The organism is Oceanobacillus sp. AG (assembly GCF_009746545.1).
Classification (GTDB): Bacteria; Bacillota; Bacilli; order Bacillales; family Amphibacillaceae; genus Oceanobacillus; species Oceanobacillus indicireducens.
The window spans coordinates 43,898-69,783 of record NZ_WOWT01000023.1 but is presented as its reverse complement, the minus strand read 5'-3'; the positions used below and the strand labels follow the sequence as shown (position 1 = coordinate 69,783).

22 protein-coding genes are annotated in these 25,886 nt (G+C 41.8%); 7 read left to right on the top strand and 15 right to left on the bottom strand.

The features are described from left to right. Positions 1–428: 428 nt before the first annotated feature. Both GN217_RS13035 and aroD read right to left on the bottom strand, forming a co-directional pair. A complete protein-coding gene (locus tag GN217_RS13035) occupies positions 429–1,532 on the bottom strand; it encodes a mechanosensitive ion channel family protein (RefSeq protein WP_156857109.1) in 1,104 nt (367 codons plus the stop codon). A gap of 84 nt (positions 1,533–1,616) precedes the next feature. After that, complete coding sequence (aroD, locus tag GN217_RS13030) at positions 1,617–2,417, bottom strand: type I 3-dehydroquinate dehydratase (protein WP_156857108.1); 801 nt, start codon at positions 2,415–2,417, stop codon at positions 1,617–1,619. 351 nt (positions 2,418–2,768) lie between these two features. Here aroD and GN217_RS13025 point away from each other — a divergent pair, with 351 nt between their 5' ends. Beyond that, the gene (locus tag GN217_RS13025; RefSeq protein WP_156857107.1) at positions 2,769–3,017 is read left to right on the top strand and encodes a hypothetical protein; all 249 of its coding nucleotides are present in this window, start codon (positions 2,769–2,771) and stop codon (positions 3,015–3,017) included. 453 nt (positions 3,018–3,470) lie between these two features. Beyond that, positions 3,471–4,091: a GntR family transcriptional regulator gene (locus tag GN217_RS13020; protein WP_156857106.1), complete on the top strand. Its 621-nt coding sequence runs from the start codon at positions 3,471–3,473 to the stop codon at positions 4,089–4,091. A gap of 245 nt (positions 4,092–4,336) precedes the next feature. Here GN217_RS13020 and brnQ read toward each other — a convergent pair whose 3' ends face one another. From brnQ to glgB, 6 genes are all read right to left on the bottom strand, one after another. Then, a complete protein-coding gene (gene brnQ / locus GN217_RS13015) occupies positions 4,337–5,698 on the bottom strand; it encodes a branched-chain amino acid transport system II carrier protein (protein ID WP_156857105.1) in 1,362 nt (453 codons plus the stop codon). 730 nt (positions 5,699–6,428) lie between these two features. Next, complete coding sequence (locus GN217_RS13010; protein WP_156857104.1) at positions 6,429–8,876, bottom strand: glycogen/starch/alpha-glucan phosphorylase; 2,448 nt, start codon at positions 8,874–8,876, stop codon at positions 6,429–6,431. Beyond that, a complete protein-coding gene (locus GN217_RS13005) occupies positions 8,857–10,305 on the bottom strand; it encodes a glycogen synthase (protein ID WP_156857103.1) in 1,449 nt (482 codons plus the stop codon). Before GN217_RS13005 ends, GN217_RS13010 begins: the two co-directional genes overlap by 20 nt. Before the next feature lie 84 nt (positions 10,306–10,389). Further along, the gene (glgD, locus tag GN217_RS13000; RefSeq protein ID WP_156857102.1) at positions 10,390–11,493 is read right to left on the bottom strand and encodes a glucose-1-phosphate adenylyltransferase subunit GlgD; all 1,104 of its coding nucleotides are present in this window, start codon (positions 11,491–11,493) and stop codon (positions 10,390–10,392) included. Further along, on the bottom strand, positions 11,493–12,659 hold the full coding sequence (locus GN217_RS12995) for a glucose-1-phosphate adenylyltransferase (protein ID WP_232334438.1): 1,167 nt from the start codon (positions 12,657–12,659) through the stop codon (positions 11,493–11,495). The genes glgD and GN217_RS12995 overlap by 1 nt, the downstream gene beginning before the upstream one ends. After that, positions 12,656–14,548 (bottom strand): 1,4-alpha-glucan branching protein GlgB, encoded by a 1,893-nt coding sequence (gene glgB, locus GN217_RS12990; RefSeq protein WP_232334437.1) that lies wholly within the window; start codon positions 14,546–14,548, stop codon positions 12,656–12,658. The genes GN217_RS12995 and glgB overlap by 4 nt, the downstream gene beginning before the upstream one ends. 523 nt (positions 14,549–15,071) lie before the next feature. Between glgB and pulA the strand changes: the two genes are divergently transcribed. The 3 genes from pulA to GN217_RS12980 all read left to right on the top strand — a co-directional run bounded on the left by pulA (position 15,072) and on the right by GN217_RS12980 (position 18,461). Further along, positions 15,072–17,168, top strand: a complete 2,097-nt coding sequence (pulA, locus tag GN217_RS12985; protein ID WP_156857100.1) for a type I pullulanase — start codon at positions 15,072–15,074, stop codon at positions 17,166–17,168. A gap of 70 nt (positions 17,169–17,238) precedes the next feature. Then, complete coding sequence (locus GN217_RS19235) at positions 17,239–17,373, top strand: hypothetical protein (protein WP_255454397.1); 135 nt, start codon at positions 17,239–17,241, stop codon at positions 17,371–17,373. 101 nt (positions 17,374–17,474) lie between these two features. Then, positions 17,475–18,461: a diaminopimelate dehydrogenase gene (locus GN217_RS12980; protein ID WP_156857099.1), complete on the top strand. Its 987-nt coding sequence runs from the start codon at positions 17,475–17,477 to the stop codon at positions 18,459–18,461. Between the two features lie 199 nt (positions 18,462–18,660). Here GN217_RS12980 and GN217_RS12975 read toward each other — a convergent pair whose 3' ends face one another. From GN217_RS12975 to GN217_RS12950, 6 genes are all read right to left on the bottom strand, one after another. Continuing rightward, entirely contained in the window at positions 18,661–19,269 is a 609-nt protein-coding gene (locus GN217_RS12975) for a class I SAM-dependent methyltransferase (RefSeq protein ID WP_229782619.1), read from the bottom strand. Beyond that, positions 19,269–20,378 carry a 3-phosphoserine/phosphohydroxythreonine transaminase gene (gene serC, locus GN217_RS12970; protein ID WP_156857098.1) on the bottom strand — a complete coding sequence of 370 codons (1,110 nt, stop codon included), beginning with the start codon at positions 20,376–20,378 and terminating at the stop codon, positions 19,269–19,271. Before serC ends, GN217_RS12975 begins: the two co-directional genes overlap by 1 nt. A 138-nt stretch (positions 20,379–20,516) precedes the next feature. Further along, a complete protein-coding gene (locus GN217_RS12965) occupies positions 20,517–21,185 on the bottom strand; it encodes a uracil-DNA glycosylase (protein ID WP_156857097.1) in 669 nt (222 codons plus the stop codon). Between the two features lie 14 nt (positions 21,186–21,199). Continuing rightward, a complete protein-coding gene (locus GN217_RS12960) occupies positions 21,200–21,346 on the bottom strand; it encodes a hypothetical protein (protein WP_156857096.1) in 147 nt (48 codons plus the stop codon). A gap of 88 nt (positions 21,347–21,434) precedes the next feature. Beyond that, on the bottom strand, positions 21,435–22,577 hold the full coding sequence (locus tag GN217_RS12955) for an ABC transporter permease (protein WP_156857095.1): 1,143 nt from the start codon (positions 22,575–22,577) through the stop codon (positions 21,435–21,437). Continuing rightward, on the bottom strand, positions 22,567–23,268 hold the full coding sequence (locus GN217_RS12950) for an ABC transporter ATP-binding protein (RefSeq protein WP_156857094.1): 702 nt from the start codon (positions 23,266–23,268) through the stop codon (positions 22,567–22,569). Before GN217_RS12950 ends, GN217_RS12955 begins: the two co-directional genes overlap by 11 nt. 114 nt (positions 23,269–23,382) lie before the next feature. Here GN217_RS12950 and GN217_RS12945 point away from each other — a divergent pair, with 114 nt between their 5' ends. Next, positions 23,383–23,694 (top strand): DMT family transporter, encoded by a 312-nt coding sequence (locus tag GN217_RS12945; RefSeq protein WP_156857093.1) that lies wholly within the window; start codon positions 23,383–23,385, stop codon positions 23,692–23,694. A gap of 267 nt (positions 23,695–23,961) precedes the next feature. Then, positions 23,962–24,318: a DMT family transporter gene (locus GN217_RS12940; protein WP_156857115.1), complete on the top strand. Its 357-nt coding sequence runs from the start codon at positions 23,962–23,964 to the stop codon at positions 24,316–24,318. Positions 24,319–24,365: 47 nt separating this feature from the next. Here GN217_RS12940 and GN217_RS12935 read toward each other — a convergent pair whose 3' ends face one another. Next, the gene (locus GN217_RS12935) at positions 24,366–25,859 is read right to left on the bottom strand and encodes a peptide MFS transporter (protein ID WP_156857092.1); all 1,494 of its coding nucleotides are present in this window, start codon (positions 25,857–25,859) and stop codon (positions 24,366–24,368) included. Between the last annotated feature and the right edge of the window lie 27 nt (positions 25,860–25,886).

Here is a 25,886-nt window from a genome sequence, read left to right as displayed (position 1 = left end):
AAGATGCTTTGAATAAAACGAACAAGAAATTCAAAAAGTTAATCAAAAGTCAACTACAGTATTGGTTTGCGGGATTACCTAACTATATCAAGGTATACCTGCCTAGTTTGGGCTGCGAAAGTTGAGTTATTAGTTTGTGTCACTATTTAATCTGGAGCGCTTAGGAAACTAACGAAAAAACTTTCTGCTCTTTTTCAAGATTCTCCAATTCAATTCTTTAGCACTTTTCCTGTTATCGTTGATCCGGTCTTCTACGATGCAACGGTATAAAGAACGATCAATTAACTGCATGTGTGATTTCCCCTTTCGTTTTCTTGTTAACTCCATCATAAAGGAGAAATTATTCGTTGAAATCGGCTCGGAGGGTGATTTTTAAACTGGAAAAAACCCTACAATCGTTGTAGGGTTTCTCCGTCTTTGGTTGGAGATTATTCGGTTGCCCGGTCCCTTCCTTGAGACTTTTCTTCCTCCGACTCAACCATCAGCCGTCTGGTCGGCACAGCAATTTCAATACCTTCTTCTTCAAGAATGTCTAGTATTTTAAAGTTAATATCTTCACGAACCGCTAAGTGCTCCGCCCACACTGTCGTCTTCGTAAAGAAGTAAAGAAAAATTTCTATACCGTCTTCCTGATACTGTTCAAAATAGACCATAATCGTTTCCGGATGGACTTCATCATGCTCCCTGAGCAGTGTATTAATTTTTTCCAAGACACTTTTGATTTTTTCCTTCGGTGTATCGTAAACAAGGCGAATGGAAAAGTTAATCCGACGTTTACCCATTTTACTCCAGTTCGTAATGTTCTCGTTCGCAAGTGTATTATTTGGGACGATAACAAGAGCGTCCTCAAACGTACGGATCTTCGTGCTTCTAAAGCTAATATCTTCTACTGTTCCCTCAACCGATGGCGTTAAAATCCAGTCGCCAAGTGTGAATGGTTTTTCCGAGATGATGACAATCCCGCCAAGAATATTCGCAAGGGCATCCTTCGCCGCAAGTGAAATCGCAAGTCCCCCGAGGCCAAGCCCGGCAATGAACCCCTCGATACTGTACCCGAACTCTTTTAGAATAATCGTTCCACTTACCCCAATAATGATGACTTGTAAAGTTCGCGACAACAATGGGATAAGAATATCATCTATCCTTACATTTGTTCGCTGATTAATTTTATAAAATATATTCGACGAGGAAGACGACAAATTCAACAATCCCCAAGTCATTAGCACGATAAGCGCTACTTTCATGAGACTAATAAACCAATCCTGACCATGGTTAAAATAAGGATATATGCGTAAAGCTACGTAAAGTCCTACAAGTGTAAATAACCATTCGACCGGCTTTTGAAAGGATTGGAAAACATTCGATAGAAAATTAACTTTCGTTTTATTGATCAAGCGCATGATGATGCGGAAAACATATTTCGTAAATAATTTGCGGAACAGCAAGAATAAGAGAAAGACTCCTACTGCGATTCCGAGAGCTTTCAAGTGTGTATAAGATATGAGAAATTCCCAATTTTCCAAAGTGAACATTGTCAAACCTCCAACTTATCTGGCTGCAATTCTTTGATGATGTACGTCATTTTACAGTTGATTTTTCTATTTGTAAACCGTTAACTAGTGGGCATTATGAACGATTTGTAGAACCTTTTTCATCTCATTTGCAGTCACCTGACCAGGTGCGGAAGCGTGTTTTACCGCCGCAAAAGTAAGCACAGATCCGAAAATCTCTCCGCTCATTCGGGTCACGATGCCGAGACTCCCCATTGCAATCATAATCATCTTTCGGTTTGGATACGATTTTTTCAATTGCAGGTTCGCCTGGAGGACAGTGAGGACGTCTTCCTCTTTGACCGGCATGACAGCGATTTTCGGTATATCTCCACCAAGATCAAGCATTTTTTCTACCCGGCTCATAATTTCCGATGTTTCAGGAGTCTGTGAGAAATCGTGATTTGAAATAATCGTTAGAACTTGTTGCTCCTTCGCAATGGCAACAAGTTCTTTAACGGTATCTTCCCCACGGAATAATTCAATATCAATTAGCTGGATAGCTCCCGACTGGGCTACTTGTTTATTCAGTTCAATGTATTGCCTGACAGAGATATTCTTTTCTCCGCCCTCTTCTGCTGTCCGAAAGCTAAAGATAAGTGGCATACACCTGAGTTCTTGTCTTAGTTTAGCTAATGCCTCAAGCACCTTTTCCGTATCTAGCGCATATTCAAAGAAATCGACCCGCCACTCAGCAAGATCTGCTTCCGAATTCCGCACTAACCCACATTCATCCAGTAATTCTTTTAAAGTTGTTCCCGTTAAAGGCGCACAAACTTTCGGCATCCCTTCACCTAATGTAAGATCACCAAGTTTATATCCCTGACTCATCTGCCACCAGTCCCTTTTTTTGTTTATTACTATCATTCTAATTTATCCTGACTGAAGTGACAAATGTTTGGGACATTGGTGTAATTTGTTTTAAAATAGTTACAAATAATAAGTGAGGAGATTCATAAAATTACCAACCAGTGGAAACACCTCTATGAAAAAATCACTCTCTCCTTATATTCCCTAACTCTCAAAAAACATGCCTGATTTTCAAAAGTTGAACCATTCCTCCATGATGAGTAAGAAAAATTTTGTCAAACATTTACCTGTCCTTTTCTCAAAAGTATATCTATCCTTTATTATAAAAAAATAATCCTACCCGAAAAATGTCATCTTTTGTTCGTAATATTTCATGCTATAATGAATCCAATCAGGGAGGTGATCAAGATGAATAAGGAAGAACAAATCATTGAAATGCTTGAAAAAATCATGGATAAGCAGGACGAGCACAGCCATATTTTAGAAAACCACGACTCTCAACTTAAGGAACACGGACAATTATTAACCGCGCTCCGTGCTGGCCAAGAACATTTAAAAGCAGGACTCGATGGCATGAAAATATCAAATGCCAAAGATTTCGGAGGCTTGAAAGAAGAAATAAACACGTCTCTAATCAACCTAGAACTTTTACGCTAATCAATCATGGGCAAATAAAGTCGATACCCAGCGTATTAAGAAAACGATGGAAATGGCCTAGTGAAATTCAGCTAATCTCCAGACAGTCCCTCATTTTTTAACTCCATAGAATCTAACCCCGAAAAACAGGTCAGCATCCGTGTCTGACCTGTTTTCCTTTTCTTCTTATAATTTGTTAATTAAATTCGCTCCTTACCTGATGTCCGTAAATCAATTGAAAGGCTGGTATTTCTATAATTGTTTCATATAATTCACCCGAGTAATTCATCACTCGTCTGTTCACTGACAACGTTTAAGAATCCTAAATGGGTACTTCCATAAAACCCATTTCCCTCATTTGTTGCGGTTTCTGCTCTAACTGATAGGATCCCTCCCGGAGCGATATATTGTATATTTCTTTTCTTCGTTCATTCCTATATACTAGTACTAGAATGTATACGAGGGGGTAAAAGGATGCCGATACCTGAAAATCATTCCATATCGGTTCGTTTAACTGCGAAAGACCATGCCTACAATCAAATACAACAATGGATTATTGATGGTACCCTCCTGCCCGGGGAGAAAATAAATGATACAGAGCTCGCACAAGCCCTCGGTGTCAGCCGGACGCCAATTAGAGAAGCCTTGCAAATTCTCGAAACGGAAGGGTTTGTCAAGATGTTTCCCGGTAAAGCTACCCAAGTTACAGAAATTCATCGGGAATCCATTCATGAGCTGCTTCCCCCACTTGCATCTTTACAGGTTCTCGCAACAAAGCTTGTAAGTGAAGAGATTGAAGAGAATATAATTACGGAACTGGCAGACATTAATCAACGTTTCCAAGCGGCGATCGAGACGGAGAACTATTATTCTGCACTCAAAATTGATGAATTGTTCCACCAAGTAATTGTCGATGCAGCTGACAATACATATATCAAGCAGCTTGTCCGCTCCTTGCAGGCGCATGTAAGAAGACATTTCTTCCATAATGGGATCGTTCTTACCGAAGCTTCAATTGCCGACCACCGGAACATTATCCATTACCTTAAGAGGAAAAAACCGGAAGAGGCTGCAGATATAATGAAGAAAAATTGACTGAGGACATTGGATATTCTAATAGATTAATAAAAAAACTGAACCCCCGTATAAGTGCTTCATACGGGGGTTTGTTTATTTTTATCACGCATTAACGGTCTGTAATACCCCCATCTCTAAACATAAGGGAAGCCCAGCATGAGAAGGTGGGGGATATACAGTCCGTAAATCCCTGATTCTGTTCAACTAACATTCAGTGGTGAGGTAAGAAACCCTCCTGAATGAAGTTTCACTTTATCAAGTTATTAGTTTGTCTCTGTCGCTGCAGGGCTGCCTGTAAACTTTGCAATAATTCCTGTAACGAAGATAACAATTAGTGCCGGAGCTAACCAGCCGAGTCCTTGATTATAAAGCGGTAAAAAGGACTCATAGAAATCGAGTACTGGTACCATAAATGCGAAATCAGCAATTTCAAGTGTATCTGTAAAAGTTTTTAAACCATCGAAAATACTGATTAAGAAAGTTACTCCGATTGTTGCCACGTATACAATACGGGCGTGATTAAATAGTGGTGATAAGAATGTTAAAATGATCAATACAATCGCTAATGGGTATAAGAACATCAACACCGGAACCGAAAAGGATATGATATTCGTTAAGCCAAAGTTCGCAACAATGAAGGTAATCGTTGAGAAAAAGACAACTAAAACTTTATAACTGATTTTCGGGAATAAAGTATTGAAATACTCCGCATTTGCAGTCACTAAGCCAATTGCCGTCGTTAAACAAGCAAGAATAATCATGACTGCGAGTAACAAGGAACCGACATTTCCAAAGTAATGGGACGCCGCACCACTTAATACCGGTCCTCCATTGTCAAATAAGCCTAATGAGCCAACCGAACCCGCACCTAAGATTGCAATTCCGATATAAATGGCTCCAAGTAGCGTGATCGCAATGAATCCAGATTTTGTAGCTGCAGATAATATTTGGCCTTTATCTTTAATGCCCAATGCTTTAATCGCATTAATTACAATAATAGCAAATACTAGTGACGCAAGGGCATCCATTGTATTATAACCTTCCAAAAATCCTGTAACAAATGCTCCCTCAATATATCCTTCCTGAGCCTCGCCAATTGCGCCCATTGGATTAAAGATTGCTACAATTAATAGTATTGCCAGCAATAGAACTAGAGCTGGAGCTAGAATTTTACCAACGTTATCTACTATTTTCGCTGGGTAAAGCGAGAATATTAAAGTAATTGCAAAGAAAATTAATGTAAAAATAAGAAGTCCAGTTTGTTCGGAACCATTCGGAACGAACGGCATAATTCCCACTTCATAAGCAACTGTACCTGTTCTCGGCGCTGCAAAGAATGGCCCAATCGTTAAATAAAGTAGTGCTGTAAAAAATACTCCATAAACTGGGTGTACCCTGCTCGATAGTTCTTGCAAGTTGGCACTTCCTGAAAAGGCAATTGCCACGACCCCTAAGAGCGGTAAACCAACTCCGGTAATCAAAAATCCGATAACGGCCGGCCATAAATTCTCTCCTGCATACTGTCCTAGCTGAGCTGGGAAAATTAAGTTCCCTGCTCCAAAGAATAATGCAAATAACATAAAACCTATTGCGACATATGCGGATACTGATATTTTATCTCTCATCTTTCTTCCTCCTAGATGTTCTTTAATTAATTCTTTAATTAATTCTTTAATTAATTCTTTAGTTAGTCCTTTTGATAGAATTATCAAACAATTTAATAGAGTTCGAGCTATATGCAATATATCGGCTGGAATCTACTATACTATCTTTTAATACAAAAAACAATAGCTAATCTACAAATTTTTCGACTTTTTCCGCTAAAAGGAAAATCTGGACAAGCGAGGATGTCTGGGAGTTATCTTGTCTGCGAACCTAGAAAGGCGATATGGAAGTTATGGGAGGACTAGTTAAAGCCTGAGGGAAGCGGAAGTAGAGACGTTCGTCGAATTAGAGGCCTTATTACCGATCGAAGCATGTGGAATTGTAGTTGTTTGGCCGATTAGAGAATCTCTATTATCAAACGAAGCTCATCAAGTTGAAGAATTTGAGTGATTAAAGGTGCGATAAACGACTGTAGCACACACGAGACCCCGCTAAGAGAAACCAAAAAGAAAGAGAGCAGAACATAACCTGATATTTTACAGTTATGTTCCACTCTTCTAAACTGGGACAGTGCCTCTGACCCCGATGTCCCACTCCCAAACCGAGACAGTGCCTCTGACCCCGATGTCCCGATTCTAAACCGGGACAGTGCCTCTGACCCCAATGTCCCGATCCCAAACCGGGACAGTGTCTCTAACCCCAATGTCCCGATCCTAAACTGGGACAGCGTCTCTGACCCCGATGTCCCACTCAGGTTGGGTTTATTTTCCATATGTCGTTTACATATTCTTGGATGGTGCGGTCGCTGGAGAATTTGCCGGAATGGGCGATGTTGATGAGGCTCATACGCTGCCATTTCATTTTATCCCTGTAGACACTTTCCGCGTATTCATGGGCTTCAATATATGGCTCGAAATCTTTCAAGACGAAATAGGGATCATTATGATAAAGAATATTGTAATAGATATCTTTAAATTCAATATCATGGGTACCAAATTCTCCATTATTCAACTGATCAAGAATACGTCTTACTCGATCATCCTTGTTATAAATATCACGGGCATGGTACCCGCCGTGCTGATAATAATCCAGCACTTCCTCTGCTCTTAGCCCGAAGATAAACATGTTCTCTTCACCGACCAAATCGTGGATCTCCACATTTGCTCCATCCATCGTTCCCATCGTCAGCGCCCCGTTCATCATGAATTTCATGTTCCCTGTCCCGGAAGCTTCTTTGCTCGCTGTTGAAATCTGTTCACTTATTTCTGCGGCCGGTATGATTTTCTCCGCCAAGCTTACATTATAATTCTCTAGGAAGATCACTTTCAGCTTGCCCTTAGTATCTTTATCATAATTGACAATCGATGCGACTGTATTGATGAGCTTAATGACTTCCTTTGCCAAATGATAGCTAGGCGCAGCTTTGGCCCCGAAAATGAACGTCCGCGGTGTCATATCAAGATTCGGATTTTCCTTCAACTCATTGTAAAGATAAATAATATGGAACACATTGAGCAGCTGCCGTTTATATTCATGTAGTCGTTTAATTTGCACATCAAAGATCGACTGGTCGTCAACAGTTATCCCCATTTGCTGGTAGATAAAGTTGGCAAGTGCAAGCTTGTTTTCATTTTTCACTTTCGCAAATTGTTCAAGTACATCCTTGTCATGTTGGAATCGGAGTAAGCTGATCAATTGTTTCGGCCGTTTGACCCATTGATCGCCAATCATGTCTTGGATGAGGGAGGTGAGTTTCGGGTTCACCTGCATGAGCCAGCGCCTATGGGTAATTCCATTCGTCTTATTATTGAAGCGCTCTGGATAAAGCTCGTGGAATTCTATCATTTCCTTTTTCTTCAAAATTTCTGTATGGAGATTGGCGACCCCGTTCACACTAAAGCTTGCGACGATTGCGAGCCGTGCCATATGTACCTGTTCATCTGCAATAATTGCAAGCTCGGGAATTTTATCCCGCTTATCTTCATGGTCAAACCATATCCCCTGGCAAAAGCGTTCATTCATTTCATCGATGATCATATAAATCCTCGGAAGTAACTTCTGCATCATTGCTATTGGCCATGTTTCTAATGCTTCAATTAATGTTGTATGATTCGTATAGGCAAATACACGTGTCGTAATTTCCCATGCCTCATCCCAGCCAAGATCCTCTTCATCCATTAAAATACGCATCAACTCTGGGATACTTAAGCTTGGGTGGGTGTCGTTAATCTGAATGACTATCTTTTCCGGAATTTGTTTTAAGGAAAGCCGGTGATTTTTCTTAAACTGCTTGATCATATTTTGCACGCTCGCTGAAACTAGGAAGTATTGCTGCTTTAGCCGCAACTCCTTTCCTTCATAACTGGAATCATCAGGGTAAAGAAAGCCGGAGAGCTGTTCAATCGAATGCTCGAAATCAAGGTGATGATAAAATTCTTCCTGGTCCCCGGAATTGTCCGGTGCCCCGGATACAGGTTCAGCACTCCAGAGCCGGAGCGTGTTCACCGTCTCATTCTCATATCCGATAACTGGAACATCATAAGGCACGGCCAAAACTTTATCTGTATGTTCATGATTGATTTCGAGTGAACCGTTACGCCTCTGATGCATTCGGACAATCCCCTGAAACTGGACAACACATGCTTCTTCCTCTCTCCGCACTTCCCATGGATAAGGTTTTTTCAGCCAATAGTCTGGGAGCTCGACCTGGTTTCCGTGGATAATGCGTTGCTCGAACAATCCGTAACGATACCTGATTCCGTAACCATGCCCTGGATAATTTAAAGAAGCGAGGGAATCAAGGAAACAAGCAGCTAGCCGGCCGAGACCGCCATTCCCAAGCGCAGCGTCTTGTTCCACTGCAAAGACGTCTTCTGCTTGGAACCCAAGTTCTTGAAGCGCCTGAGTTGCTTCCTTGAGCATACCGAGGTTCAGTAAATTACTTTCGATTAGTCTTCCAATTAAAAATTCCAGAGAAAGGTAATAAACTTGTCTCGCTTGTTCCGATTTATAACGTTCATTTGTTTTATCCCAAAGCGGCTTCACTTGTTCATTGACGACAGCTGCTAAGGCGTAAAACACTTCTTCCTCCGTCGCTTCTTTTACATCAAGACGATATGTCGTGTTTATATACGTTATAATGCGTTCTTTCAGGTCTTCTGCAGTTAACCGCTTCAAATTAAATCGCTCCCTGTTCATTTAACTGATTTGTCGGTGATACTATTTCCTTATAAAGCTCTTTATACTGTTTCGCTGACTCTTTCCAAGTATAAGCACCTTTATTTACATTTTTAATAAGCTGCTTCCATTTTTCTGTATCGCGATAGATTTCGAGGGAGTAATCGAGCACATGAAGCAGTTCATGGGCATTATAATTGGTAAAACTGAAGCCATTCCCTTCCCCTGTTTCCTTGTTAAAGGCGGTCACTGTATCTTTCAAGCCGCCCGTTTCTCTTACAATTGGAACAGTGCGGTATTGGAGTGCAATCAACTGGGATAACCCGCAAGGCTCAAACTTCGAAGGCATCAGTAAAAAGTCGGCACTCGCATAAATTCTCCGAGCGAGCTGTTCACTGAACGTAAGCAATGTTTTCACCTTATCTGGATATGCCCCTTCAAGATACGTAAAATAATCCTCAAACTCCTGCTCCCCGGTACCAAGAACAAGGAATTGAATATCTTCTTTTAAAAAGTCATCTATGATCCGCTGAACGAGGTGAAGCCCCTTTTGTTCCACAAGCCTTGTCACCATCACATAAAGCGGCCGATCCGGGTGATAAGTGAAGCCAATTTCTTCTTGAAGCAACTCGCGGTTTCCACGTTTTTTACTACGAGCTGTCCGGTAATTGATTGGCAGATGCGGGTCTGTCAGTGGATGATATTCCGTCGTATCAATCCCGTTCAATATGCCGATGACATCGGCGTCCCGTTCGCGGATCATTTGATGCAGCCCTTCACCGTAGTACGGTTCTTTTATTTCTTCCGCATAGGTTGGGCTTACCGTTGTAATTTTATCCGCATGAAACAGAGCTGCCTTCAAGCTATTAATCATCCCGTCCCATTCCATCCCCGCTAAATGTCCGCGGTCCATTTGAAAGAAATCTTCGTAAACATCTGTTGGCATCAGCCCTTGATATTTCAAATTGTGGATGGTGAAAACTGTTTTTAAATTCGGCAACGGCTGCATGACTTTCGCTAACAGGACGGCAAGACCTGCTTGCCAGTCATGGGCGTGCAGAACGTCTGGTGTGAAATCAATCAGGGGAAGCGCTGTAATCACCGCATGACTGAAAAAGACAAATCGCTCTCCGTCATCATAATAACCGTAAATACCTTTTCGACTAAAATAATAGTCGTTCGAAATAAAATAATAGACACAGTTTTCATGGGTTAACGTATAAAGCGCCGCCTGCTGTTTTCTCCAGCCGACATGAACGTCATATGTCGTAAGGTATTCCATTTTCTCCTGCCATTCCTCGCCGATCTCATCATAATAAGGCAACATCACCCGTACTTCCAGCTCCTCATGAGCTTGAAGAGCCTGTGGCAAAGAACCAATTACGTCCGCCAGCCCCCCAGTCTTAACAAACGGCACACCCTCTGAAGCAACAAATAAAACCCTCTCCATTTGCACTTACCTCCTATCATTGGGACATTGGGGTCAGAGCATTTGTCCCACCACTGGGACAAATGCTCTGACCCCAATGTCCCGCTAAACGATTTGTCTTTTTGCTACGACGTATGGTTTGTCGCTTGTGCCAATGATGCGCTGGCCTTTTTTCACATGGACGTCTTTATCTAAGATTACATTTTCGAGGTAGACATCTTCTTCAATTTTACAGCGTTGCATGATGATGGAATTTTTGATTGTAGAATGGTCACTTACTTCCACCCCTCGGAAAAGGATACTGTTTTCCACCTGACCATTCACGATACAGCCATTTGCGATAATCGAATGATTAACGAGTGCCTGAGCTTGGTATTTCACAGGCGGGTTGCTTGATGCTTTCGTCCGGATGAACGGTTTCGCAAATAAATTAATGAAATTCTCTTCCGTCAATAGTTTCATATTTTCCCGGTAAAAGCTTTCAATCGTATTTATAAACGCATGATATCCATCATATTTATACGCCCGGACGTCCAATTCATGGAGCTGGTCTTTGATTCCATCGGCAAAAAGATTCTCCTTATGGTAAGCGATGCAATAATTGACGATCTCCATCAGTAAATCCTTCTTAATGATATAGACACCCGTGAATACATTAGGATTCTGCTCATCATTCGTTATGCCGATTACCCTAGCGTCTTCCCCTTCTTCAATCCGGAAATAAGCTTGATGCTCCGGTCGGATCTCATCAACCGGCGTATAAATTACCGTCACGTCCGCGTCCGTTTCAAGATGCTGGCTGAACGCTTCTTTATAATCCGTATTCGCAATGAACTGACTGCCGCTAACTAGGACATGATTCGCCTTCCCCCGATTAAAATAATCTCGATTATTATGGAAAAAGCTCAAATCACCACGTGAGCGATCACTAGGATCATTCCAGTCCGGCGGTAAAATAAATAACCCGCCATGTCTCCGGTCGAGATCCCAACTTTCCCCCGACCCAAGATGATCGAGCAGGGAGCGATATTTATGCCGAACAAATACTGCCACTTCCTCCATTCCAGAATTGGTCATATTTGATAAAGCAAAATCGATCAGACGGTATCTTCCGGCAAATGGAATTGATGCATTATTGCGGAAGTAGGTGAGTTCATTGAAAACATGATATTCCTGATCAAGATTAATTAGCCCCATCATCCGGTCCATTAGTTCATACCCTCCATTTCACTAAAATGCTCCCTTATATTTTGCTGATTAAGGACTAATGGTTCTGCGTGCTTCGTCGCGTAAACCTGCACCCCGTCCGGAACCTCCGTATTTTCCATGACGATAACCCGTTCCAGGACGACATTTTCTCCGATAGTCACTCCAGGATGCAGGATCGATTGATGGATTGATGCATGCTGTTTTACGAGCACATTTCGGAAAAGGACGGAGTTCGATACATCTCCATAGATAAAGCAGCCGGTATTAATGAACGAATTTGTCACCCTCCCGGTTCCTCCAATATATTGCGGCGGGAAATTGGCTTCATTTGTATAGATTTGTTTACTACGGTCTTCTCTTGCTACTGAAAGCGGACTACCGGAATCTTCGTCAAGTAAATCCATCGTTGCTTCCCAGTAACTCTGAATCGTGCCAACGTCTTTCCAGTATTCGGTAAATAAATAAGCGAAAAGCCGTTTATCCTGACCAAGCATTGCCGGGATAATATCTTTGCCAAAATCATGGCTGGAATCCGGATCAGTCGCATCTTCTATTAAAAATTTCCGGAGTGTTTCCCATGTGAATATATAAATTCCCATCGATGCAAGATTACTTTGCGGATTAGCAGGTTTTTCTTCAAATTCATAGATTTCGAGTGTCTCGGTTGTATTTAAAATTCCGAACCGGGAAGCATCCTCCCACGGAACTTCAATGACCGAAATCGTTGCATCGGCATTCGTCGCTTTATGCTGCGCGAGGACAGATTGATAGTTCATTTGATAAATATGATCACCGGAAATAATGAGCACATATTTCGGATCATATTGATCGATGAAATGAATGTTCTGGTAAATTGCATCAGCAGTTCCAGAATACCAATCCCCTCCATGCTTGCCGGTTGCCGGTGAAAGCATCGTCACACCGCCATTCCTCCGGTCCATGTCCCAAGCTTTGCCGTTACCGATATGCTGATTTAAATTGATTGGCGAGTATTGTGTCAATACGCCAAGTGTTTGAATCGAGGAATTTGCACAGTTGCTTAAGGTGAAATCAATAATCCGGTACTTCCCGCCGAATGGAACAGCAGGCTTTGCGTTCTCATTCGTAAGTAAACCGAGGCGTTTCCCCTCTCCTCCTGCTAATAACATTCCAACACATTCTTTCAATTCGCATCCTCCTCGTCTCTTCTCTTAAAAATCATGACAGCAAGTGGTGCAACTTTTATTTTGATATGCTGCTCTAAGCCATGCCATTTCTTGGGAAAACTGAAATGTTCATCATTATATTGACCCGAACCGCCGAAAATCTCTGCGTCCGAATTAAAAATCTCTTCATAAACGCCTGGTTCCGGCACTCCAATTTTATAATCATAATGGACATTCGGTGTGAAATTACAGACGATAACGAGCTCTTCCTTCTTACATTTCGCCCGTCTTCTAAAGGCAATTACGCTTTGATCAATCTGATGCGGGTCAATCCAAGCAAAGCCTTCCGGTTCATGATCAAGCTCATACAATGCCGGCTCACCTTTAAACAGGCAATGTATAGCTTTGATATAATCGAACATTCCTTTATGTAATGGATAATCCAATAGATGCCAATCAAGCTCCTCTTTATCCTTCCATTCTGAATAGAGAGCAAGCTCTGCGCCCATGAACAATAACTTTTTCCCCGGGTGGCTGAACATATAACCAATGAGCAATCGTAATCCGGCGAATTGCTGCCACTGGTCACCAGGCATTTTGGATAATAAAGATTTCTTTCCGTGGACGACTTCATCATGCGATAATGGCAGCAAGAAGTTTTCCGTGAATGTATACATGAAGGAGAATGTAACGAGATTATGATGCCACTTGCGGTAGATTGGATCCATCTCTATATATTCAAGCATGTCGTTCATCCAGCCCATATTCCATTTGAAATTAAAGCCGAGACCACCAAGATAAGTCGGCGCGGTGATGAGCGGATAATCTGTACTGTCTTCCGCCATCATGAGCGCATTCGGCCGGTATTGGAAGACTGTTTTATTCAATTTACGAAGAAAGGCAGTTGCCTCGAGATTCTCTTCTCCCCCGTAAGAATTAAAGATTTTCCCCTCGTGCTCGGGCCGGTCAAAGTTAAGATAAAGCATACTTGCAACCGCATCGACACGGATTCCATCTATATGAAATTCTTCCAACCAATAAATGGCATTCGAAACAAGGAAGCTCTGTACTTCCGGACGTCCGAAATCAAAGGCTAGGGTACCCCAGTTATGTTTCTCCGCTTTTTTCAAATCACGGTATTCATAGAGGGCTTCCCCGTCGAACTGACGTAAACCGAAATCATCTTTACAAAAATGTCCCGGCACCCAGTCCATAATGACACCGATCCCCGCCCTGTGGCAGGTATCAACGAACGCTTTGAATTCTTCCGGGGTGCCGTAACGGGACGTGACCGCATAATAGCCGGTTATCTGATAGCCCCATGATAAATCAAATGGATGCTCTGCCAATGGCAAAAGCTCAATATGGGTAAATCCGAGATTTAATACATATGGAATAAGTGTTTCTGCTAGTTCTGTGTAGGTTAGATGATCACCATTCTCCTTCAATTTCCATGAACCAAGATGCACTTCATAAATGGATATCGGAGAGGTATAAGGATTATAGGTCCGCATCTCTTTCTGCCAGGCAGTATCCTTCCACTCATAGACTTCTAGAGAAGGTGTCAATGAGGCAGTGCGTGGACGGATTTCCGCTTGCCCGGCATAGGGGTCTGCTTTTAGAATCATTTCGTTGTCTGCTGTAGTTATATGGTATTTATAAGCAGTATTAGGAGGTATATCGCTGAAGAAACCTACCCAAATCCCTTCGTCATTCAAGCGCGTCAACTCATGAGTCTGTCCCTTCCATTCATTGAAATCCGCTGCAATAGCGACACGCTTTGCGTGAGGAGCCCAGACAGCAAATCGAAAGCCTTCCGCACCTTCCCATTCAATGAAATGGCAGCCAAGCAATTGATACACTTGATAATTCGTTCCTTGATGAAATAAATAAATTGCATCTTCATTCATGCCATACAACAACATTCACCTCCTTTATTACAACAGAAGATTATCACTAATTCAAGATAAAGGCAAGGAAGATTTTGAATATTTTTTATACATTTTTGTCGAAACCTAGCGAATCGATGAAAAAATATAAAATAATATTCGTTAATTCATAAAACCTCATCCCTTCACCGTTCGCATGATGTCTAATACTATAGTATAAATACGGTTATATGATTGACGAATATCAATATTTTTGGAAAGACAAAATAAATTTAACAAAGCTGTAACAAGTATTTTCACAGTTAACTGTCTATACTAAAAGGCATATATTTGTTTAACTGTTTATCACGTATTAACGGTCTGTAATACCCCATCCTCTAAACATGAGGGAAAACCAATATGTGAAGGGGGTAAACAGTCCGTAAATACCTGATTCTGTTCAACTAACATTCAGTGGAAAGGGAAGGATTCCCCACTGAATGAAGTTTCACTTTATTAAAAGGGTTACGATGCTGCTAAGGCGAGCGATAAAGGAGGCAGGTTCATGAGCAATTATACGGCATGGATGGATGACGTTCATCTCATTACAATTTCAGTTGATGAGCTGGACCCATTAAGAAAGAGGCTTGATACTCCACCGATCATCTATTGGGAGAAAGAACAAACCTATTTTCATACTGAGTTCCATCAAGCACCAAATCCACATACCCTACATTTCTCCCATCAAGAAGCACTTCCAATTGGCGAGGAATTGACCTTATTATGGGGAGAAGCGGAAATCCCTGTCTATCCTAGAGACATTGTCCGGAAAGAGGCTTTTGATGAAAGATATAGCGCACCCGACACGACATTGGGACCGATTTGTACGGAGGCTGAAGCAACTTTTCAACTATGGACTCCTGTTGCAACTACCGTGGAAGTAAATGTTGACGGTAAGTTGTACCCCATGAACCGGACCGAGAACTTCGTATGGACGCTTACATTAGCCGGCGATTGGCACGGTTCACCTTATCATTTCGAAGCATCCATCCACGGCAAAAGGGTACGTGTAAATGACCCGTATGCAAAAGGCATGACCCCAGACAGTGAAACTTCTGTTTTGATCGACCTTTCCCGTACGATGCAATTGAAAAACACGAAACTTCCTGTTCAGTATCCGACAGACGCAATCATTTATGAACTTCATGTGAGGGATGCAACGATTCACCCGAACAGTGGTGTGAAAAATAAAGGCCGATTTTTAGGACTCACGGAGAAATATACGACAACGGAAAATGGATATTCAACCGGGTTATCCTATCTAAATGAATTGGGTGTGACCCATGTACAGCTTCTCCCTGTTAATGACTATGCCCGCGTTCCTGAAATGGAACCAGAATTAGGATATAACTGGGGATATGACCCGCTTTACTTTCAAGTACCTGAAGGCAGTTATTCCGTTCTTCCCGATCAGACACTTGCCCGAATTAATGAGCTGAAAAAGATGATTCAAGCATTCCATGAAGAAACAATTGGAGTCATTCTTGATGTTGTATTTAATCATGTCTTCGTTAGGGAAGAATCCGATTTCGAAAAATTAGTTCCTGGCTATTACTTCCGTTACGATAACGAAGGAAACCCGAGTAATGGAACCGGTGTCGGGAATGACTTTGCCTCGGAAAGGAAAATGGCAAGGAAATTTATTGTCGATACGATTGATTATTGGCTAACAGAATATAAAGTTGATGGGTTCCGTTTTGATTTAATGGGGAATATCGATATCGAAACAATTCGGCAAATTAAAGAACGCTGTCTGCAAGAAGAGCGAATGATTCTTTTACTCGGAGAAGGCTGGGATTTACCAACCGCACTAGATCGGGAGAAAAAAGCGATTACTGCCCATGCAGCTCAATTAAAAGGGATTGGCTTCTTTAATGATTATTTTCGAGATACTTTGAAAGGAAGGCTATTTGACACCGGGGACAAAGGCTTCATCAATGGATCCGGGCGTTTTCATGAACGACTCGGCGACCTTGTGAAAGCTGTGACGTTAACGGAAGGAATTAGTAACCACGAAATTCAGCAAAGCGTAAATTACGTAGAATGCCATGATAATCATACCCTTTGGGATCGGCTTGCCCTTACAAATAAAGAAGACTTTTCCACACGGAAGAAAATGCATCAACTGGGAACAGCACTCACATTGCTTAGCCAAGGTATTCCCTTCCTTCATGCCGGGCAAGAATTTTTCCGGACGAAATATGGAGTGGAGAATAGTTACCTGGCCGGAGATGCTATCAATGCAATGAATTGGACCCGTCGGGAAACAGAGAATGAAACAGTTGAGTTTGTTAAAAAACTGATTCAGTTGCGGAAAAATCATTCCGTATTTCGTATGCGCAGTCAAGAGGAAATCGCCCAGCGCCTGCACCTGTTAGAGGGACATAATCCATTATTTGGCTTCACCTTACTAGAAGATGGAAAAGATATTACCATCTTCATCAATCCTACTCGTGAAGTAAGGCATATACAGCTTCCAGCACCAGGCAATTGGAAAGTTACGGTTACGAATCACCAAGAGAGACCGGACAAAGTTGTTCAAGGTGACTTGTTCCACGTTTATGAGTATGAAGTTGCTGTACTGGAGAAAGACCGTTTTTAGAGTCAGCTGGTTTTTATTATACTACTGGAAATTGAAAGTATTAGAGAAATGAAAGATTAGAAGGTTTCATATGGTAATCGGCCTCGGAGCAATCGGGGCCGTTAAAAACGTAGAACTAGGGCGAGCGAATACTGAAATGCAGCATCATACCGGTCCGGATACGATTATTCTTTCCCTCCTAACGGTGTTTCCAGTGAAGAAATAATTGAGATAAGACTATTAATAAGATAAATTAATATTTGAGCTATATACTATTTTTCTGTATGATTAAATCTATACTATTTTGACAAAAAGAGGAGGATGTTCATGGATAACCCAATTAGAATAGGCATTTTAGGATACGGTAATTTAGGACGAGGTACAGTAAAAGCTGTTAAACAATCCTCCGACATGGAAATTGTAGCGGTATTCACAAGAAGAGATCCAGCAGATCTAGAGTTGGAGGATGCCTCCATTCCGGCATTACATATTGATGAAATAACCGATTATCAGGATAAGATTGATGTGATGATCCTCTGCGGTGGTTCAGCGACAGACTTGCCAGATCAAGGACCAGCATACGCTCAACTGTTTACGACCGTTGATAGTTATGATACCCATGCTAAGATTCCAGATTACTTTGAAGCTGTTGACGCAGCAGCGAAGGAAGGTGGCAATACTTCCATTATCGCAGTCGGCTGGGATCCGGGTCTATTTTCTATCAACCGGCTTGTAAGCGAATCAATCATACCAAATGGGGAAACGTATACGTTCTGGGGGAAAGGATTAAGTCAGGGACACTCCGACGCTGTCCGCCGCGTAGAAGGAGTTAAGGCTGGTGTCCAGTACACGATTCCGTCGGAAGATGCAATGGACCGCGTTCGCAGTGGAGAGAACCCGACATTGGAAACAGCAGAAAAGCACCGCCGTGTCTGCTATATCGTGCCAGAAACTGGCTATGATGAGGCAAAAATTGAGCATACGATTAAAACGATGCCGAACTATTTCGCGGATTTTGATACAGATGTTCACTTCATTACCGAAGAGCAACTGGCTAAAGAACATGCGAAAGCACCTCATGGCGGCTTCGTGATCCGCTCCGGACAGACTGGAGAAGACAATAACCAGCTAATCGAGTTCTCACTCAAACTGGACAGTAACCCGGAATTCACTTCAAGTGTGCTTGTCGCCTATGCCCGCGCAGCATACCGCTTGAACCAAGCAGGCACGACCGGAGCCAAAACCGTATTCGATATCGCACCAGGACTCCTCTCTCCACGCCCGGCAAGCGATTTAAGAAGAGATTTATTATAATATTGAGAGGCAAAATCCCAAGTCTTTGTTATGACTTGGGATTTTTTGTCACGCATTAACGGTCTGTAATATCCCCACTTCTAAACATAAAAGAAACCCAACATATGAAGATGGGGATAAACAGTCCGTAAATCTCTGATTCTGTTCAACTAACATTTCAGTGGGGGATAAGGAAACCCCCACTGAATGAAGTTTCACTTTATATTCGATAAATTAAGATACGATCGTCGGAATCATTTTTGTAGAAAATATCAATCGTTATTTCCTGAACTAATTCAAAGCTCGTATTCTTTTCCAGATAATAAATATATTCCGCATGCGGATAGTAAATCAGAAGATCGATCGAACGCGGATACTCCTCCACCGACTTTAAAATATTATGGACGACTTTTTGAAAAATCTTGACCGAAAATGGATTGAAAAAATAGAACCGATTATCCTCTGGTGCAATTTGATACTCTTGTGCCGGACAATTTAAAAATTCAATCCTTTTTAAACGATCCGGGTGCTGCATTTGATAGCCTGCTAAATTCTCAATTGCATCTGCCAATAAGTCATCCTCCATTTCCACACCTTTCACCGAAGCACCGGTAAAATGATGAAGATAGAAATTAATCCGCCCTTTCCCGCAACCGAAATCAACAAAACAATCATTCTCCGTTATTGGATAATGCTCAATCAACGTTTCCAATGTTTCATAAGATGTCGCTTCATATGGATTATTATGGTAGGAAACAGGGAGCTTTACAAACCTGTTCGCTCCCGTGCGGATCCCAAGTAATTTATCATACTTATATTGTTTCAACATTATCTTCCCTTTTCTACTTCTGCCGCTGAATCATGATGCTTCTTTTCAAATTCTCGCATTACATCGACCAGTAATTCTACCCCTTCCACCGGCATTGCGTTATAAATGCTCGCCCGCATACCGCCAACGGAACGATGACCTTTCAACGTTTCAAGTCCCGCCGCTTTTGCTTCTTCAATGAATGCAGCATCAAGCTCTTTGGATGGCGTGACAAAAGGAATATTCATAAAGGAGCGGCTTGCCTTGTCTACTGGAGTCGTGAAGAAATCAGACTCGTCCAGAAAATCATAGAGAAGTTGCGCCTTCTTTCGGTTCTTCGCCTCCATCGCTTCAATACCGCCAAGACCTTTTAACCATTCAAATACGAGGGATGCCATGTAAATGCCAAAGGTTGGTGGTGTATTATATAATGAATTGCTTTCGCTATGTGTCTTATAATCAAGCATAATTGGGCAATCCGCCTTCGCTTTACCGATTAGGTCTTCACGGATAATAACAATTGTAAGCCCAGCTGGACCAATATTTTTCTGAGCACCGGCATAGATGATACCGAACTTATTCACGTCAATTGCTTCAGATAAAATATTGGAAGACATATCAGCAACTAACGGAATGTTGCCTGTGTCCGGGATATCCGTAAAAGCGGTCCCTTCAATCGTATTGTTCGTCGTAATATGTATATAATCTAACTCCGGATCAAATTCCACCTCGTCAAGATTAGGGATATAGTTGAACCCGCGGTCTGCACTTGAAGCGATAACTTCCACTTCACCGAATTTCTCCGCTTCTTGGATCGCCTTTTTCGACCAGGAACCAGTATGGACAAAGCCCGCTTTCCCATTTTGCATCAAATTCAGCGGTACCATGGAAAACTGTAGCGTCGCCCCACCTTGGAGGAACAACACTTTGTAATTATCCGGTATATTCATTAATTCACGTAAATCTTGTTCTGCTTTCTCAATCACTTCTGTAAAAAGTTTAGACCGGTGACTAAGTTCCATAACTGACATTCCAGAATCCGCATAGCTTAATAATTCTTTTTGTGCTTTTTCCAAGACTTCTAACGGTAGGATGGAAGGCCCTGCTGAAAAGTTATAAACACGCTTCATTCGTTCTCGCCCCTAACTATTTTCATGTTCAACATTCGGATTTTTCAATATTAACCTTCATTATAATCAATGCCCTTGCATGTTGCAAGCGGGTAAACGAACGTTTTATAGCACAACTGATTTAACGTACGTAAACATTCACCTAATTTCCCAATCCACCGCAGCTCGTCCATTTGCACTCAAAAATTCATTCGTTTCCGAAAATGGTCTACTGCCGAAAAATCCCCGATTTGCTGAAAACGGACTCGGATGCGGCGATTTAATAATATGGTGGCGCTTATTCGTAAGGAATATTTCCTTTTCCTGGGCATGTTTTCCCCATAAAATAAACACGACCGGATCTGTCTTTTCATTGACGAGTTGGATTACTTTGTTCGTAAAATGCTCCCAACCTTTCCCGCGATGAGAAGCTGGCTGTTTTTCCCTTACCGTAAGTACCGTGTTCAACAACAACACCCCTTCATCAGCCCATTTTTTCAAGTAACCATGGGCTGGGGGTTCGATTCCTAAGTCACTTTGAAGTTCTTTATAGATATTTCGTAAAGAAGGGGGAATCGCTACACCCTTTTGCACAGAGAAACTTAAGCCATGGGCTTGATTCGGTCCATGATACGGATCTTGTCCAATCAGAACAACCCTCGTATTCTCGTAACTTGTGTAATGGAGGGCATTAAAAATATCGTCCATATCAGGATGAATCTTGTAATTCTTATATTCTTCTTTTAGAAACTCCCGTAATTCCAAGTAGTATTTTTTCTGAAATTCCCCTTCAAGCAAGGGGGCCCAATCATTTTTTAAAATTGTCATCAGCTAACCTCCTGTCAACTCCAATCAAAAAACCTTCGGAGCATCCGCCAGAATACACGCGGGATATATAGAAAAAACTCAACTATGAACATATACCAATCAAGCTGTTCGATACGCTCCTCGGCTTTTCTACTTTTCTTTTTCAATTCTTTCCCACTCATTACATACCCTCCATCTAATTTACCACGTATTAACGGTCTGTAATACCCCCACTTTTGAACGGGGACGGAAAATCCCAGTGAATGAGTTTCACTTTATCGTAACAAATGTCATCAGTACAGCAGTAAGACCGACTAGAATAACCGCTGGGATTATAAATATGCGTCTGAAGCGCAACCAAGCCGCGTCTCGAACAGTTTTCTCGATAGGTACGACACTGAAGAAATGTTCATCGAGCATTTTTTCATACAATCCTCTCAGCCAGGAATTATACGTCAAAAACAATGAGAACGTAATGAAAATCAACCATTTCAACCAGATAATTGGAAGTAACGTAATTGCAAATAAGGTGACGCCGATGATTTGGAAATAGCTTTTAAGATAGACTGTATGTCGCAGGAATCCTTTTAAGAGCATTTCCAGAAGGCCATTTTCCGGATTTGTTTCTTTAAAAATCCTTCTGCTATTTCTAAAGAGTAGAGGCCGTTTCCCGAAACGAATTGGAGGCTTCTCCACCTCTTTCGCCATTCCGAGCATTAACTTCGCATAGCGCATCCGCACCTTGACCTCGTTATTCACCTCTTCAAAAAAGTAGCGTTTTGCCGGAACCATAACGTAATAATTCCAGACGGTGAGAAAAATGACGCTAGCAGCACTTGCTATGAAAAGGATATCGAGCGATAGGTACATGACAAGATTGCTGATGAAAATAAAGAGAACAGCAAGCAAAATCCAACGCTTCACTGGGTGGCGAATGATTTTTTTCACGGTAGATATAAGCAATTGATAAGCTAGGAGAAAAACAAACAGAAAAAAGATTTGACGCACACCAAGCCCAATCAGCTGGATAAGCCACGGTAAGGTAATAACGAGTAATACCACGGCCAGCCCTATCCTCTGCAACACAGAATATGAAAAAGCCGTGGTCCGTAAACCACGATATAACTTGGGCCGGTCAAGTAAAAACAATTGATCTGCTTCTTTCATAAACATACGGAATTGGACAATCGTCAAGAGAAGTAACATCAACCAGATAATCACCGTTCCCGGCAATATTTCCGGCCAATAGGATGCGGTATCCTTCCAGATATCAATATAAAAAAGCACCCCGAATATAAGGAATGGAATAAAAGCATAGAACCAAACTATCCAATCGATGAACATTCCAAGTATCTTCCGCTGATATTTTATATCATCAATTAATCGTAATTTAAATAGTTTCCTACCGGTCATCTGCCTCACGCTCCGTCAATATATGAAAACAATCGAATAAAGACCCTCCCTGCAGTCCGCTCTTACGCTGGATGTATTCCAATGTACCGTCCGCAATCAGCTTTCCGTGTGAGATAAGCAAGAAGCGGTCACAAATCTTCTCCGCTGTATCAAGTACATGCGTCGACATTAAAATGCCGGCACCGCTCTCTTTTTCTTTTGCAATCATATCAAGGAGCTTCCGGACCACTTTCGGATCTAGCCCCATAAACGGTTCATCAATAATATGCATATTCGCTTCCTTTAAAAATGCGAGCATAATCATTGCCTTCTGCTGCATGCCTTTGGAGTAGCTTTCAGGATAATGATGCACCACATTTTCCAGTTCAAATTCTTTTAGCAATCCTTGCATTTTCCGAGTGAAATCCGCTTCGTCCGCTTCAATCGTAGCTAGAAGAAAATGAAAATGTTCCATTAGCGTCAAGCCAGGATAAAAAAAGGGGCGTTCCGGTATGTAAGCATAATTTTCAACTTCGATCTCCCCTTGCACGTAATCAATGACGCCGAGCAAGGATTTAATTGTTGTACTTTTCCCAGCTCCGTTCGGTCCGATTAATCCGACGAGCTCGCCTGGATGAACATTAAATGTAATATTTTTTAAAACTGGTTCATTTTTACTGTAACCCGCTTCTTGGATCTCGCATCGTAACATAAATGAAGCCGCTCCTTTCATTTCTATTAACTAGTACGGCTACTCATCGCTGAAAGTTTCATGCTTTTCACGTATAATTGAGGATATTGCAGTAAAAGAAAGGATGTTGCTCACATGAATGCTTTTGTACTTTTGGTTTTTGCAATTATAAGTGAAGTGTTCGGCAGCTCCTTTTTGAAGCTGACGAATGGCTTTAAAAAGATACTACCAACACTCGGGGTCATAATCGGATACGGAACCGCTTTTTACACTCTTTCTCTCACGCTAACCGAATTACCACTTAGCTTGGTTTACGCAATTTGGGCTGGGATGGGAACTGCGCTAACCGCCATAGTTGGAATAGTCGTTTATAAAGAAGTATTTAATATGAAAAAGTTAACAGGGATCCTGCTCATCATTGCCGGAGTTGTCCTATTGAATATTTGAAAGCAGGTATTAGGATTTTGAGCGAGGGATTGGCTTTTCATTGACCGAATGAATGAGGATCGTTGTCGTTCAAGGGATTAGGGAACTTCTAACTGACGGAACGAGGAAGAGTTGCTGTCGTTCGAGCGATTAGAAGGCCTTTAATCGACTGAATAAGGGAGATTCTCTGTGTTCCGGGGAATTAAAGATTACAAGCTACAAAAACAGAGCGGTCTAACTGGGACAATTGCTCTGACCCCAAAAAGAAAGTTGGTGTTAGATATGAATGTGAAGGGTTATAGTTTCCTTGTTGTTTCGATTGTTGCTGAGATCTTTGGTACGCTGATGCTGAAGCTCTCCAATGGTTTTACGTTGTTGTATCCATCGCTTGCAGTCATTTTCGGGTATGGGCTATCTTTTTATTTTCTCGCTCTTTGCCTGCGTTCCGTCCCGCTAAGTCTCGCTTATGCGATTTGGTCTGGAGCTGGAACTGCTTTAACTGCATTGATCGGCTTTCTTTTCTGGAATGAAGCATTCCACCTCGCCAAGCTACTCGGCATTATTCTCATTATTGGAGGTATCCTCGTCCTGAACACAAGTGACACAGCACACAATAAAAATAAAACAAAAGAAAAAACCATTTAAAAAATGGGGCAATCAATGTACTGAACTTGATCGCCCCATTCCAATTTTTAATTAATTCCACGCATATATTTCTTCAATTTAGGTGCCAGGAATAATAAACAAATTCCTAACAGAATGGCAAAACCACCAATGGCTCCGAAATAAATCGCCTCCGTCTCCACTGAATAAAAACGTACTACTTGCGCGTTGATTGCCTGTGCGGAAGCGTTTGATAGATTCCAAAGACTCATCATCTGGGCCGCAAACGCAGCCGGCGCAAGTTTCGTGGATGCAGACAGTCCAACCGGAGATAATAACAATTCACCGATTACGACGAGGAAGAAACTCGCCACAAGCCATAGCGGGCTAACGAGAGATTCCGTTCCGTTAAATATAGCTGGGAAAACCATAATAATAAAGGACAAACCAGCAAAAATTAACCCAAGCGAGAACTTCTGTGGTGTACTCGGTTGACGATCACCAAGTTTCACCCAGAGCCAAGCAAATACTGGAGCAAGTGCCACAATAAATAATGGGTTGAGTGATTGGAACCACGAAGATTTCAGTTCAAAACCTAAGAAACTTAACTGTGTCCGTTCGTTTGCATATGTTGCAAGAATATTCGAGCCTTGTTCCTGAATCGCCCAGAACATCATTGCAGCAATAAATAGCGGAATATATGCCAATAACCGGGAACGCTCATCATCGGTTGTCTTCTTACTGCGGTACATTACAAAAATGTAAATAGCAGGAATAATAACACCTGAAATACTAATAAAGAATATGACACGTTCAATTGTTAACCAGCCACCGGAAAACCCTAACCAAAGAAACGCCGCGATGGCAACTCCACCAAATAAAAATCTGCGTGCAATGCTGCCTTTTTCAGTAGCAGATAAAGGGTTCGGTACTTGCATTCCCGCAAGACCCATATTCTTCTTCCGCGTGAATAAATAGACAACTAAGCCCGCGAACATACCTACGGCGGCTAAACTAAATCCAAGGTGGAAACTATATTCCTGTCCAATTGTTCCGACAATTAATGGTGAAATGAATCCACCCATGTTAATTCCCATATAATAGATACTAAAACCGGAATCACGGCGTGAGTCTGTCTTGCTGTAAAGTTCCCCAACCATTCCACCGACGTTCGGTTTCAATAAGCCTGTCCCAATAATGATAAAGAGCATGGATAATAGCAATGCGGTAAATCCACCAGGCAATGATAAAATAATATGACCAATCATAATCAGAACTCCACCGTAAAATACGGTCCGGTTCATTCCTAGCAAGCGGTCGGCAATCCAACCACCAATTATTCCAGACATATATACTAAAGAACCGTAGATAGCCATAATCGAGTTAGCTGTTGTGCGGTCCAGCCCTAGGCCACCCTCGGTTATTTCATAGTACATATAGTAAAGTAGAATAGCGCGCATCCCGTAGTATGAGAACCGCTCCCAAAACTCGGTGAAAAACAATGTTGATAAACCTTTTGGATGCCCGAAGAAACCTTTTTGAGGCACGGTCTTCAATATCGCATCCCGTTCTTTAGAGTCCATTTGCTGTTAATCCTCCTCTAAGTTGTA